This window comes from Alteromonas sp. CH_MED4-4, from assembly GCF_037029575.1.
Lineage (GTDB): Bacteria > Pseudomonadota > Gammaproteobacteria > Enterobacterales > Alteromonadaceae > Alteromonas > Alteromonas macleodii.
Genome location: NZ_JAYMEU010000010.1, coordinates 123,112 through 136,133, shown reverse-complemented (window position 1 = coordinate 136,133; position 13,022 = coordinate 123,112). Strand labels below are relative to the sequence as shown.

15 protein-coding genes and 1 other annotated feature are annotated in these 13,022 nt (G+C 43.1%); of the genes, 6 read left to right on the top strand and 9 right to left on the bottom strand.

Annotated elements, in window-relative coordinates; all coding sequences use genetic code 11:
* Nucleotides 1-3: 3 nt before the first annotated feature.
* The gene (hisG, locus tag WA381_RS09340; RefSeq protein ID WP_014950027.1) at nt 4-906 is read right to left on the bottom strand and encodes an ATP phosphoribosyltransferase; all 903 of its coding nucleotides are present in this window, start codon (nt 904-906) and stop codon (nt 4-6) included.
* A 50-nt stretch (nt 907-956) separates the two neighbouring features.
* Nucleotides 957-1,075, bottom strand: a sequence feature (His leader region).
* Between the two features lie 230 nt (nt 1,076-1,305).
* On the opposite strand from hisG, the gene WA381_RS09335 reads away from it, so the two are divergent.
* On the top strand, nt 1,306-1,545 hold the full coding sequence (locus WA381_RS09335; protein WP_014950026.1) for a hypothetical protein: 240 nt from the start codon (nt 1,306-1,308) through the stop codon (nt 1,543-1,545).
* Nucleotides 1,546-1,560: 15 nt separating this feature from the next.
* On the opposite strand, the gene WA381_RS09330 is transcribed toward WA381_RS09335, so the two are convergent.
* Nucleotides 1,561-2,334 carry a ParA family protein gene (locus WA381_RS09330; RefSeq protein ID WP_014976946.1) on the bottom strand — a complete coding sequence of 258 codons (774 nt, stop codon included), beginning with the start codon at nt 2,332-2,334 and terminating at the stop codon, nt 1,561-1,563.
* A gap of 219 nt (nt 2,335-2,553) precedes the next feature.
* Here WA381_RS09330 and WA381_RS09325 point away from each other — a divergent pair, with 219 nt between their 5' ends.
* Nucleotides 2,554-3,537, top strand: coding sequence for an MBL fold metallo-hydrolase (locus tag WA381_RS09325; RefSeq protein ID WP_289617966.1), 984 nt, complete (start codon nt 2,554-2,556; stop codon nt 3,535-3,537).
* 78 nt (nt 3,538-3,615) lie between these two features.
* Here the strand turns inward: WA381_RS09325 and WA381_RS09320 are convergent, their stop codons facing one another.
* The 4 genes from WA381_RS09320 to WA381_RS09305 all read right to left on the bottom strand — a co-directional run bounded on the left by WA381_RS09320 (nt 3,616) and on the right by WA381_RS09305 (nt 6,530).
* Complete coding sequence (locus WA381_RS09320) at nt 3,616-4,605, bottom strand: hypothetical protein (protein ID WP_231506511.1); 990 nt, start codon at nt 4,603-4,605, stop codon at nt 3,616-3,618.
* 303 nt (nt 4,606-4,908) lie between these two features.
* Nucleotides 4,909-5,481 carry a YSC84-related protein gene (locus WA381_RS09315; protein ID WP_014950022.1) on the bottom strand — a complete coding sequence of 191 codons (573 nt, stop codon included), beginning with the start codon at nt 5,479-5,481 and terminating at the stop codon, nt 4,909-4,911.
* A gap of 180 nt (nt 5,482-5,661) precedes the next feature.
* The gene (locus tag WA381_RS09310) at nt 5,662-5,931 is read right to left on the bottom strand and encodes a DUF6482 family protein (RefSeq protein WP_257721543.1); all 270 of its coding nucleotides are present in this window, start codon (nt 5,929-5,931) and stop codon (nt 5,662-5,664) included.
* Between the two features lie 116 nt (nt 5,932-6,047).
* Nucleotides 6,048-6,530 carry a DUF2244 domain-containing protein gene (locus WA381_RS09305; RefSeq protein WP_014950020.1) on the bottom strand — a complete coding sequence of 161 codons (483 nt, stop codon included), beginning with the start codon at nt 6,528-6,530 and terminating at the stop codon, nt 6,048-6,050.
* Between the two features lie 153 nt (nt 6,531-6,683).
* Here WA381_RS09305 and WA381_RS09300 point away from each other — a divergent pair, with 153 nt between their 5' ends.
* The 3 genes from WA381_RS09300 to WA381_RS09290 all read left to right on the top strand — a co-directional run bounded on the left by WA381_RS09300 (nt 6,684) and on the right by WA381_RS09290 (nt 9,314).
* The gene (locus WA381_RS09300; RefSeq protein WP_014976941.1) at nt 6,684-7,592 is read left to right on the top strand and encodes a sulfite exporter TauE/SafE family protein; all 909 of its coding nucleotides are present in this window, start codon (nt 6,684-6,686) and stop codon (nt 7,590-7,592) included.
* A gap of 113 nt (nt 7,593-7,705) precedes the next feature.
* Nucleotides 7,706-9,010, top strand: coding sequence for an alpha-amylase family glycosyl hydrolase (locus WA381_RS09295; RefSeq protein ID WP_156086614.1), 1,305 nt, complete (start codon nt 7,706-7,708; stop codon nt 9,008-9,010).
* Between the two features lie 85 nt (nt 9,011-9,095).
* Nucleotides 9,096-9,314: a hypothetical protein gene (locus tag WA381_RS09290; RefSeq protein ID WP_110288592.1), complete on the top strand. Its 219-nt coding sequence runs from the start codon at nt 9,096-9,098 to the stop codon at nt 9,312-9,314.
* 50 nt (nt 9,315-9,364) lie between these two features.
* Here the strand turns inward: WA381_RS09290 and WA381_RS09285 are convergent, their stop codons facing one another.
* The 3 genes from WA381_RS09285 to WA381_RS09275 all read right to left on the bottom strand — a co-directional run bounded on the left by WA381_RS09285 (nt 9,365) and on the right by WA381_RS09275 (nt 11,882).
* Nucleotides 9,365-10,060: a calcium-binding protein gene (locus tag WA381_RS09285; protein WP_014950016.1), complete on the bottom strand. Its 696-nt coding sequence runs from the start codon at nt 10,058-10,060 to the stop codon at nt 9,365-9,367.
* 320 nt (nt 10,061-10,380) lie between these two features.
* Nucleotides 10,381-10,779: a GFA family protein gene (locus WA381_RS09280; protein WP_014950015.1), complete on the bottom strand. Its 399-nt coding sequence runs from the start codon at nt 10,777-10,779 to the stop codon at nt 10,381-10,383.
* A 47-nt stretch (nt 10,780-10,826) separates the two neighbouring features.
* The gene (locus WA381_RS09275; protein ID WP_156086613.1) at nt 10,827-11,882 is read right to left on the bottom strand and encodes an aromatic ring-hydroxylating oxygenase subunit alpha; all 1,056 of its coding nucleotides are present in this window, start codon (nt 11,880-11,882) and stop codon (nt 10,827-10,829) included.
* A 161-nt stretch (nt 11,883-12,043) separates the two neighbouring features.
* Here WA381_RS09275 and WA381_RS09270 point away from each other — a divergent pair, with 161 nt between their 5' ends.
* Nucleotides 12,044-12,964, top strand: a complete 921-nt coding sequence (locus WA381_RS09270) for a cation diffusion facilitator family transporter (protein ID WP_014950013.1) — start codon at nt 12,044-12,046, stop codon at nt 12,962-12,964.
* The last annotated feature ends 58 nt before the right edge of the window (nt 12,965-13,022 follow it).

The following is a 13,022-nucleotide window of genomic DNA, read 5'->3' as shown; positions in this document are numbered from 1 at the left end:
CTTTTAGCCCATCATTTTTTCGATTGGCATTACAAGAATAGAGCTACAACCAAGGGCTTTAAGTTTCTCCATGGTTTCCCAGAACAAGGTCTCTGTAGAAACAACGTGGATAGCAACTTGTTCTTCATTTCCAGCAAGTGGTAGAACCGTAGGATTTTCAGCACCTGGAAGTAGGCTTTTCACCTGCTCTAAATACGCTTTTGGTGCGTGTAGCATGATGTACTTGCTTTCTTTTGCTAGTAATACGCCATCAACACGTGGCATTAGTCGGTTAACCAGTGTTTCTTTCTCGTCGCTAAGCTCGCCATCAGCGCGCTTAATAAGTACCGCTTTACTGCGGAAAATAACGTCTTTTTCAACAAGACCGTTAGCTTCAAGGGTTGCACCGGTAGATACAAGGTCACAGATAGCGTCAGCTACACCTGCTCGTGGGGCCACTTCCACAGAACCTTGTAGCATTACAGCCTTTGCATTTATGCCCTGTTCTTTGAAGTAGCGCTCAAGTAGGTAGGGGTAAGTTGTTGCTACTTTTTTGCCTTCTAGCGACTGGATTCCTTGATAATCCATCTCATTAGGTACCGCAATAGACAGGCGGCAGCCGCCGTAGTCTAGACGACGCAATACTTCATATTCGAATGGCTTGCCCGCAGCTTTACGCTCTAGCATTTTCTCTTCTAGCTCATTTTCGCCAATAAAGCCTAGGTCTACTACACCATCCATAACAAGACCTGGAATATCGTCGTCACGCACGCGAAGCAAATCAATAGGCTGGTTCGTAGAATGCGCAATCAGCAGGCGATCACGAATATTGAGTTTAATGCCTATAGCTTTCAGTAGGGCAATGCTGTCATCGCTCAATCGACCTGATTTCTGTACGGCAATTCGAAGTCTTTTGCTGTTACTCATTGAAACGTTCCTTACACGTTGTGTTTTAACTTTTGATTGCGCCTAAAACGAAAAACCCCCGGAAGTTTCCTTCCGAGGGTCGAGAATTTGTTTTATCTGCGCCACTGGAAGGATACATAGACCTTCCAGCACGAACCTGAAAGGTTATGCTTTGTGGTGATGGTGATGTTTCGTCGCGCAGTTAATCATTTTGAAAATTTTAATTCCTAATTTCGAACGGCTGAAACATTAGCGTTTTGAATTAGGATTTGCAAGGCTAAAGTGAACTCTTTTGGCACATTAACTCTAATTTAATGTGTATATAATAAAACAATTCGTTATGAATTAGTTTTGAACCGTAATTTTAGGCAACTCGTTGCCGATAAGTTATAGAGACAAATGCAAACTTCTGGAGGGCGTATGAGCAACGATCTACTGTTTCCCATTTTGCCTCGCAACACAAAAGTGCCGATTGAGACGGACGACCGCGTGAAGAAAGTGCAAAAGACCAAAAAGTCCGAGCATTTCAGTGAAGAAGAGCGCGATCAGTTTCAAGACGTGAAGCGAACTGAGATTATCGAAAAATCAGCTGAAAATTCGAAAGATAAAGAGCGAGGTAACAGCGAGGGTGGGCTTAAGCATATTGATATTGATGTTTAGCGAAACTTGTTAGCGTTAGGTTTTGCTCGCATTGAGTTCTTCAAATAAAGCCGCAATTTGATTCGTCACTTTGTGCTTAGGTAAGTAGAAAGGCAGCGGCATTCGCTTAGAGTGAGACTCTTTCACTTTTACCGTGGCACTTATATAACTTTCTAACACTGGCAAATCTTGCTGCTTAAGTGTCTCAATTAACTCTCTTGGAAGCTTTGCTTGGCTATTGAATTGATTAACAACAATACCCAACAAACGCAGTTCAGGGTTGTGGTCTTCTTTTAGTTCCATTGCATTTTCAAGTAAACGCTCAATCGCCTGTGCCGAGAAGTCGTCGCAATCAAAGGGGACGCAAAAGCCATCAGCAGCAATAAGTGCCGCTTTAGAATAAAAATTAAAATTAGGAGGCGTGTCGATAAAAATGTTGTCGAATTCGTCTTTTAACTCCTTTAACGCGTCTTTAAGTTTAAAAATTTTGTATCGTGACTCGAGCTCTCGCTCGACTTCCGCCAACGCAGAAGAAGAAGGCATAACGAAGAGGTTTTCATAAGGCGTTGCATGCACGAACGCGTTAGGCTTCTTGGCTGTTCTGAAAATGCCAACTACTTGTTTGAACATATCGGCCACGGTAAGGCTTTGTTCTCTGGCGTTAAATCCCACGTAGTGAGTACTATTTCCCTGAGCATCTAAGTCTACCAATAAGGTCTTATGACCCAGCTTAGCGCTTTGCGCAGCTAAATTGGTGCTAATGGTCGATTTGCCTACGCCGCCTTTTTGATTAAACACCACGATTATCATAAGAAATCCCTTCGTCAGTTGTGTTTAAAATATGCCCAATTAAAAGTGCTTATGCAAAATATTGTTTATGGTTTAATGCAAACTGAATACAGTTGTCCCAAACAGTGAAAAAATCAACATTGTAAAACAACGTGGTTTTATACAATTAGAATGGAAAGCGTTATGGTTAATATAAAAAAGTCTGTATGGCGGCTTGCAATAATGCTTCTGGCGGTTTGGATGTCCAATAATACTTACTCAGCCGATGCATACACTGCGCAATATTACGCGGATAAAGGATTGAAAAGTGCTAAGCATTTTCCTGGATTGGCGAGTCTTTGCGATATTAGTCAAGAGCCGCGGAATATGTTCGTTATTAGCGAAAATAGGCGCGAGAGATCCAAGCGCAGTAATGGTGATAGCGAAGTAAAAGGAAATGCTAAAGTCCGTCGTCAAATTCCACCTCAACAGGTCTTCGATAACCTTTATTATGTCGGCGCTGGCAACGTAGCAAGTTGGGCAATTGATACGGGCGAAAGTATAGTTTTAGTAGACGCGCTAAACAATAACCAACAAGCTCAACATTATATCCTTAACGGACTTTCGGCACTCGGGTTGGGAGATAAGCCGATTTCCCATCTAATCATATCTCATGGACACGGCGATCATTACGGTGGTTTTGGGCTGATTAAATCAGTTTATAGTCCACGTATTGTGATGAGTGAAATTGAGTGGCACGTGTTAGAAAACGACGCGTTTGCAAGCTATCGCTGGGGAGCAAAACCTGAAAAAGATTTACTGATTGAAGATGGGGATGTACTCAACGTGAATGGCACTGAGTTAGCGTTTTATGTAACGCCTGGACATACACCGGGTACGCTTACTATCGTTCTCCCTGTGATCGATGGAGATGAACGGCATCGCGCTGTATTATGGGGCGGCACAGGGCTCAATTATGGTCCGGATGTCGCAAGAATAAAGTCTTATACAAACTCGGCAAATGCAATGAAAGCGTTGGTGAAAGAACAAAATATTGATGTATTTTTGTCAAATCACCCTGGAAGAGACGGAACAAGAGATAAGCTTAAGGCGTTAACGAATAGGAAAGATAATCAGGCACATCCATTTATACAAGGAGAAGATGTGGTTGTTGAAGCATTTGAGCTTCTCGAGAATTGTACAAGAGCACAGTGGATGCAGATTGAGGAAAACCGTGCTCAGTAAAATGTGAGCGATATGATTCTCAAGGCAAGAAAGAGAGAAACCGTAGACTTGCTCCTTCTGCCTTGAGATTTTCAAACGTTATTTCTGTAGCATTTTGTGTTTATTAAATCTTCTTGCACTCAATAAGCCTACTGCGAAAATAAAAATTGCAAACGTAGAGGGTGCACTTACCTCAGTTGAAGAAGAGGTTGTAGCAAACGAGCTAGCTAAAATGATCTCGCCGTTGACAATAGGGTTGTTGGTCAAGTTAAACACAGGCCCGGTTAACGGCCCGCCAGCAGGGAATAGCGCATCGTAAAATGCATTTAGTGAGAAATCATCGAAAGATACTCTAACCGCGTTGCGTGATTCTGTGCAAGAGGTGTTGGAACACGACGTTTCGACTTCATTAACAAATATTCCCAAGCCAAATTCAGCGATATTCAAACCTGCAAAGAGAGACTGATTTTCAAGTGCAGTAGCCGTTACGGTATTTCCCCAAAGATTCACTTCCACATCCACGATGTCTGATGAACCTGCTGTAGATAGATTCACGTTTGAGCCGGTCGTGGCGTTTCCGTCAATTTGCGAGATTGTGGAAAGTACATCAGCACTTAGCGTTAAAAAGCCACTTATTCCAAGTAAGTCTGAAAATAAGTCAAGATTAAGGTCGTTTATGGTTCCGCGGCCTGACGTAAAAAAGCTTGCCGGAACAAAACTCGTTAAAGACGATTGAGATTCGCCTTCAATAATGGCGGTGGATAGCGCGCCATCAAACTCTGTAACGTCGATGGGGCTGCCCAACGTACCCGAAGCATCTGCGCTTGCGCCAATGATAGTGTCAATCTGAGAATAATTTTCAGGAGCACTACCGCTGGTATGAGCTAAGTTGATAGTTGAGTTAGCGATTGCAGAGACCATACCTCCTACATTACTTGTAATGGAAAGATCGACATGGACTGCATTCCCATAACTGCTGCCTATTATTGCCGCGTTAGTTGAAAAGCCTACCGTCGCCGAAGCGAACAATGCGCTCGTTAATATCGTTCTTACTACTGCTCTTATCACTTTGTTGTTTTGTGGTTGCATGATGAAACCCTCGTTTATGGCTTAGCGTGCTGCTAAGCGAGCCTTTTACAAGTAAAGCGTAGTCACGAGTGTTCAATTCAGTTATGAGGGTTTCCCCCTAAATTTAGACTTTCGTATACACGGCGGTGGTAAGAGAAGCTATGGGAACACGACACTGCTTATTACTGTGATTCAGACAGCCTAAAGATTTAGAGCGGTAGCGGGCAGTTGTGCAGAAAAAATAAAAAGGCCTCTTGCATTCAAGAGGCCTTCGGTGTGTTGGAGCGCTAATCGCTAATATGGTTAGGAATAGTTAGGGCAGAATTAGTTTAGTTCTTTATCTACCCAAAATTTCGTGCCTTTAACAGTTGCCTGTAATGTAAGGCCGCTTTCAGTCATAGTATACACTGTGACGTTACCCAAGTAGCCTTCGCCTTCTGCAGATGCGCCTTTGTTACCGGCTTTCGCTGCTACATCCGCGTTACCACCTACGGTCCATCCATTTTCAATAAAGTGATTCATCGCTTTTTGTGTGTGGAAAACCATAACAATTCGGTAATCTTTTGCGCCTAAGCCAAGGCCTACGCCACCTTCGGCCATATTCATATATGTTTTTGCGCCGGTTACATTATTGTTTACAACACCGTAGCCTGTGCCCGCCGCCACAAAGAATACGTTTATGTTAGCATTGGTAAATACGGCGTAGCCGGCAGCGTCTTTTACCTGAGAGCGCGTATCGGGCTTTTCAGAATAAAGGCGGGCAAGCGCGTTATCTTGCATATCTAAAATAGCTTGTCGCTTTTCAGCAACAGTTCCGTCGCCCATCGAAGCGCACGCCGTCAAGGCTAACACGGCAGCCACAAACACAGATTTAATAGCTAACTTACTTATTTTCATGCAATTCTCCTTAGCATGTAGGTATTTTATTAACTACAGAAGAAGACCATTCTTACTGTTTCTAATTCAATAAAATACCGTTTTAATTTACGTCACATTAGTTGTACGCAAAAAACGTGCTAAGTGGTGCATGGAACATTGAAAACTATCGGTCTTACTTGCTAGTACACCTGCAAGTCGCTACCACTCAATTTCAAGCTCTAACGCACCGGGATGATCGGTTTGACCAACCATTTCTTCATACGGTGTGCTTTGACGGAGCCAAACTTTCTCAAAGGCTTGAGAGTCAAAATGCTCCCTAATCTCGTTCAAACAGTGAAACGTTTTAGGTTGTGACTTGTTGTCGCGAACCAAGGTGCGTGAGGCGCCCATACCGGTTGATGCGAGGTAATTGCCGCCTTCTAGTGACTCGATGTATAAGTTCATAGTGTAACCCTCATTAGGTCGCAACTCGTTGTCGCTGCGTCTTATATCTAATTAGTCGAAAATAGCCACAATGATCATTAATTTTGTGTCATGCACGATAAGGAGCCTTACGCATTGGTTGCATTTCAAAGCAACACGAATTACCACCACTTATTCGAACATACTGCGATCCCCGCCTTTTGCATACATTCATGAACACGCTCTTTGTCTTCTAAATTTAAAAATGATCCCACTTCAAATTGCTGCAGAGGGGCTTGTAGCACAAGCTGTGGCGCACATTTTAAGCTCAAGTCTTTTTTATAGTACAAGGACGTATCAGGGCGGAAGAATTCTATGCTGATACCGTTTGAGCTAGTGACTTGAATGCTGTTTGATGAAATTAAGAGCGTCTCCCAGCGGTATGTTGCTTTAGAAACCAAATACATAATCAGTGCCAGTAACCCGACCTCCAATCCTGCAAAAGGTAATATGACCCACGCACCGGCCAGTGACCAAGCAATAGCTATCGAGCTGATAAAAAGGGCAAAAGCTGCAATAAGGTGCTTTGTCTGTTGCCATGTTGCTGAGCGGTTTGGCGAAAGATGCAGTTGCACCTGGTGCTCAAATGTAGATACTTCAACCATGTTTTTTAAAATGCTGTATATGATATCTGTGTAAGTAAAACCTTATACGTAGTGGGATAACAATAGTTTGAAAATTGTACAGGTGCTAGTTGGCTGCGTACTTAGAAAAGTCATGCCGTGTAACTTGCCGTATTTTCTGCCTTAAGGACGTATGTGATTTCTCTCATCAAGCAAAACGCTGGTAAAACAGCGTTGATAGTACTTTTATTTTTATGGATCGGCAGTTTGCTAGCGCAACCAGCCCCTATTGAGCTTGTTAAAGAGTTCGGGCTTTTCAGCGTTCTTGGCGTTATTGGTGCTATATTTGCGAATGCCACTGGAGCTGGCGGTGGCGTGGTTTTCGTTCCGTTTTTTAACTACCTGTCATTTTCTGCGCAAAGCGTTGTGGCAACGAGTTTCGCCATCCAATGCTGTGGTATGACCGCGGGGGCACTAACTTGGGCCGCGTATTATAAACACCAACACAAGTATGATCAGTATTGGAAAGCATTACCCAGTGTACTGATGTTAACGGTTCCCTCGTCAATATGCGGCATAGGATTCGCTCAGTATTCATCTCAAAGTACAAGGCTTCTAGAGCATTTGTGGGGTGGGGCCAATAACCTTCACATCGCTTTTGGTAGTTTTTCTATTCTATTAGCAATCGCAATATTTGCTTCTATTCCGCTAATGAAGCGTACCCATTTCAAAAAAGACTTACATACGAAAGATCTTTTGCTTTTACCTTTCATTGGTTTTTTAGGCGGCATTATCACCGCGTGGCTTTCGGTAGGAGTAGGAGAGTTAGTCGCTGTTTACCTCATAATTCGAGGGTTTAATGTAACTTTGTCTATTGCCAGCGCGGTTATCTTGTCGGCTTTTACTGTGTGGTCTGCATTGCCGTATCACGCTTTTATAAGCGAGTCTGTGGTATGGCAGGTTGTTTTGTTTGCTGGGGCAGGTGCAATAGTCGGTGGAACGATTGCAAAGTTTGTTGTTTTAGCATTTTCGGTTCAGCGTCTAAAACTTTTTTTCGGTATTTGGGTACTAATTTTAGGTGTTACAAGTTTACCTATTCTTTAAGCTACGAGCTTGCGGCAGTTAAAAGCCCAGCTCGCTGCAATTTGAAGCCTAAAGTAACGCGACGCAGAACCAGATCCTTCTTCTAAACGCTAATCTCGATAAGGAAAGATAATATGGATATCAATCCTGTTCCTAAGAAACGATATAACGTGCTTCAGCCAGAATGGTCATCTCACGCTGTTATTTATCAGGTCAACACACGACAGTTTTCAGAGCAAGGTAATTTTGAAGGAGTGAGAAAGGGGTTATCCCACATTAAATCACTTGGCGCTGATATTGTTTGGCTTATGCCTGTACATCCTATTGGGGAAAAAAACAGGAAAGGGGAGCTTGGTAGCCCCTATGCGGTAAAAGACTATCTGGCCATAAACTCAGAATTTGGTAGCGAAGAAGATTTCAAAGCGCTGGTGGATGAAGCGCACAAGCTTTCGCTAAAAGTCATCATAGACTGGGTGCCAAATCACAGTGCGTGGGATAATCCTTTGGTTGAACAGCACCCCGAGTGGTACGCCAAAGACTACAAAGGAGATTTTCGTCCATCTCCGTGGTGGGATTGGAGCGATATCATAGAGTTTGATTATGAACACGTTGGCCTTCGCAAATACATGATTAACGCGTTGTGTTATTGGGTTGAAAAGTTCGACATTGATGGGTTTCGCTGTGATGTAGCGGGGTATGTCCCCAACGATTTTTGGCAGCAAGCAGTGCAAACGCTAAGCGCAATCAGACCAGTCTTCATGTTGGCTGAATGGGAGAACCGAGATCTTCACGAAAATGCGTTCAATATGACATACGCATGGAGTTGGAACGAGACGCTACACGAACTCGCACACGGACAATGTTCGCTGGATAGGTTGCGCAAGTATTATTCGTGGAACGAACGCAGCTGGCCTCACTCCGCTTACAGAATGACCTTCGTTAGTAATCATGACAAAAATGCCTGGGATGGCACTCAGCGCGAACAATTTGGTGATGCGCTTGAAGCCTGCATTGCGTTGTCAGTGGTAGGTGAAGGTATGCCGCTCATTCACAACGGGCAAGAAGCTGGGGAAACCAAGCGTTTAGCGTTCTTTGAGCACGATCCTATACACTGGCAAGAACATGAAATAGGCAACTTGTACCGCAAGCTAATTGCTCTTAAAAAGTCCAAAGCCGTGTTAGGGAACGGAGAGTACGGGGCAAGAATGATACAGGTGCCAAACTCTAAGATGGATAAGGTTTTTAGTTTTGTACGTTGTAATGAAAATGAAAAAGTTTTCGTTGTGATTAATTTTTCAAATGAGCAGCTTGATGTAACGTTTGAAGAACCATTGTTTGAAGGTGAGTATGCGCACTGGGAGCGCGACGAAAAGAAAATCTTCGGAGCTGATTCAGTGTGTAAACTCACGCCTTGGCAGTTCGAGATATGGGTGGCATAACGGTGTGATCGTTTAGTGTCATCTTTAACTACAAAAGGTAAAAAGCACTAATGTTTTTTTACTAAGTGAAAATTAAGGATGAACGATGACTGTGAATGATTCAGCTGAAAAAACAGAAGACCGCTCGTTAAATAATCATGCAGCGCTTAAAACTTCTATTGCCAATGGTGATGTTGAAGAGGTAAAAGCGCGACTTGAAGGACACACTTTGGATAAGCTAGAAAAAGGTTATCTTATCGATCTCGCACGCTTGAGTGGTAACAGTGAAATCGAGGAAGTGATTAAGTCAACACCCGAAAGTTAGATGCTAAAGAATCTAGCTCAGATCTAATCTGAGCTAGTACAACTTAGTCATTACTCTTCAGAACTATCACTTGAGTTATTTTCAGACTTACTCTGATAACGCTTAAATTCCGTACGCGTAATTAATTCATCGTCATTTGCGTCAATATTATCAAAATCACGTGTTACACCACTTCGCGAGGCTTCAGCTTTAGTAAGCTTACCGTCGCTGTTAGCGTCCATCATCTCAAATTTACTGCGCGCAATGACCGCTTCATCTGCGATAACCGTATTATCGTGAACAACAGTATCTTCAGCGACTTTGTCAACGTTTGTCTTTTCTAAGTTTCCGTTAGCCTTCAACTCAGTCTTAGCTCTTAGCTCGTGAGTCAGCCTTTTGTCTTTCGTCGCGGCAACCACTTCATCGACATCAGTATCAACTTTAACTTCCGTTTCCATTGTACCTTCTGTACCCATACTCTCTTTCATCGATTTTGCCGTTGCAAGCACGTCGTCATCGAAATGTTGAGGGTGCTTCGTTACATGAGCATTGAACTCTTTAATTGAAAGCTGCATGTCTGAATTGGTATCAATTTTGGAAAAGTGCGCATAAATCTCATCGTCGTCAGCTTCTTCTCGTGAAATATAGCCGTTGTCATCGTTATCCAAATCGGCAAATGTGGTGTCTATTTTTTCGATACCATTGCCGGCAAACGCGGCAGTCGAAAGTGCGGCGCTGATTAGTGTAGCAATTGTTAATTTTTTCATATCTAACTCCTTGGTTTTTCGGCCTCCATACTGCTTAAAAACGGAGGAGAGTATTCACATGGAGTTATTCACAGCATATGCCATTTCAATAAAGTGTTTTTAGATCATTGGTTTATGTTTTTTGAAAGGTTGGGGGACGACAGGCGGAATTGTGAGATCTATAGAATTTTCTGAAAAAGTTACTCGCTATTTTTGACAAAAACGGAACACGTTAAGCGGAGAATGTTGTGAATGCGAGCAACAATCGACCTGCCGTTATTCAAGCAGCGAATTTTGTTTAGTATAAAGCCATTAGGTTTCGAATGAGTATTCAATGTTTGTTACGGTAAACGTTCAAATTTTGTGATGGTTTCTAAGTTTTCTTCCCACGCAGCTTTGCTTACGCCGAAGATATGTGCAGTAGGTTTAATCAGTAGTTTTGTATCCAGACATCCAGCGGGTACGGCTAGAATGTCACCGAGTTGAGTACAAGGAAGGGCTGAACCGCAAATTTTACAGAAACTTTTGCTATGACGCGTGTTCTCTAGCGTGAAGTTGACTACAGCGTCAACACCCGATGCCCAAGTTAACATAGCCGAACTTGAAAACAGGTTGGCTGCGAAGGCCGAACCTGTATCCTTTTGACAGTGTTTACAGTGGCACAGATAAAAACTGTCAAAATCACCCTCAATTTTAAAAGTTACCGACCCGCACAAACAAGACCCTTTGTAATTGTTCATCAAAACTCCTTTTTTGTGAAATACCACTATTTAGAGCACTAAGACTGCTACTGTTTAGCAAGCCAATCGTAAAAGTGCGCCACGCCCGCTTCTAAAAACGGTTCTATAGGACCGTGTTCTTCTTCGCCTGATAAATAAAGTGCACGTCGACCTTTCTCTAACAATAGGCAGGCTTCTTCATCTTCTACCGCTGTTTCCATATAGGCCGCTTTTTCCGCTGCAAAGTAGTCTGGCATATCTTTATAAAGTGCTTCGGGATAATAAAATTCAACGTGGTTTACACATGCGCCGGCACCCTTGGGGTAAATCGTGCTGACGACAATAATATCTGGGTACCACTCAATCATAATATTAGGGTACAAAAAGCACCATATTGCGCCAAAGCGAGGAAGTGTTTGCCCAAACCGTGCCAATAATGCGTCTTGGAACTCTCTGTAACGCGGTGTTGTGCGCTTGGTAAGCTGGTCGCCTAGCCCAACTTTTTGAACTGAAAAATCATCGCCAAACGACCATTCTAAATCATCGGGTTTAACAAACTGGCGAAGCCCAGGGTGCATGGAGTATACGTGATAGTTCTCTAGATAGATTTCGATGAATGTCTTCCAGTTAAATTGATATTCCGTGGTTTCAGAACCGGCGTAAAAGTAATCGGTAAAGTCGAGATAGTCCTCAAGCCCAAGGGCAGATAAGTCCATATTAGGAGATCGCCCTCGAAATAGAAGACCGTTCCACACTGACAGTGATTCCTTTTTCAACTGACCGCTAGGGGCATCCTTAAAGTGGGGCGCACCTTTAAGCTGGCCTGTATTGTCATAGCCCCAGCAGTGGAGTTTACAAACTATGCTGCGTGCCCGGCCTTGCCCTTCAAGAAGTTGAGCTTGTCGATGTAAGCAAACATTGGATATAAGTTCATAATTCTCTCCTTGATTAAACAACGCATAACGGTCGTTAAAGTGAGGCAGTACTTGATAGCTAAACTTCTCTGGCGCCATTAGGGTATGGCCTGCATAAGCAAGCCCTCGAGAGAATGCCTGCTCGACTTCCTGCCGGCTTTCATCAGCATCAAAGTAACTTTTTATAGAAGGATGGGTAACGATTTTCATAGTTTAAAACGGGTGCTAAAAACGCAGTGCGTTGAGTCGAAATAATATAGGCGCTATGTATCACTGAATTGCTTAAAAAAATAGCAATATTTTATTTAAAGCACTATTTTTTTTAAAATATCGGAGTAGAATCCGCGCACCTTAATTTCGAAGTGATTTTCATGGACATTGGCTTCCATCACCTTGAAGAAAAGCGTCTATTAACGCTTTCTTTTTATATTGCCGGCGCATTTGTCATTATTGCGCTTGGTTTTGCCATTTTAACGAGCTCAGGCGCTATTTTATTTGATGCCGCGTACTCGTTAATCGCTTTTGTTATGTCAATGCTAACGCTTAAAGTGGCCAATTTGGTTCAACGCCCTGACGATGACCGGTTTCACTTTGGTTACACGGCAATTGAACCTACGCTAAACATGTTTAAGTCGCTTATTATCATTGCCACGTGTGTGTATGCCGTCGCGAGCTCTGTTCAGAGTTTATTAGCAGGTGGGCACGCAGCTGAGTATGGTATTGGTATGGTCTACGGTGTTGTGGCAACGGTTGGCTGTTTTAGCATCTCTCTGTACATGCGAGTAAAAGGTAAGCATTTACTGTCCGACTTAGTAAAAGTGGATTCTCACACTTGGATGATAGACGGCGTGCTAAGTGCATCCATCTTGTTCGCTTTTATTTTGGCCTACGCGTTAGAGTTGACGGAATATAGAACGCTGTCGCCGTACGTTGATCCTGTTTTATTGATTATTCTTGGCTCGGCAATGTTGCCGGTGCCTTTTAAGATTTTGCGTGAAAGCCTTAATGAAGTAATTAACAAAGCGCCGCCTGAAGCTATCTCGGCGGTAATCGAGAAAAAATTCAAAAAAACGTTGGCTGACGTCCCATACGAACATGTGGAAGTGCGAATTAGTAAGCGGGGTAGGGATGTCTATCTGTTAGTCCACATTATCGTGGATGACGCATTCTCGATTGCAACGATCAGTGAGTTAGACGAAATTCGACTGAAATGCGAAGCAGAAATGCGCGAGTGGGATCCTGCAATCATCATGGATATCTTGTTCATAAAAGATCCTGAACTTGCAGAGTAATGATACGGGGGAGTGTGAAATTTCTCGCATTCTCCCCTTACTTGGCTGGCAAAATCCT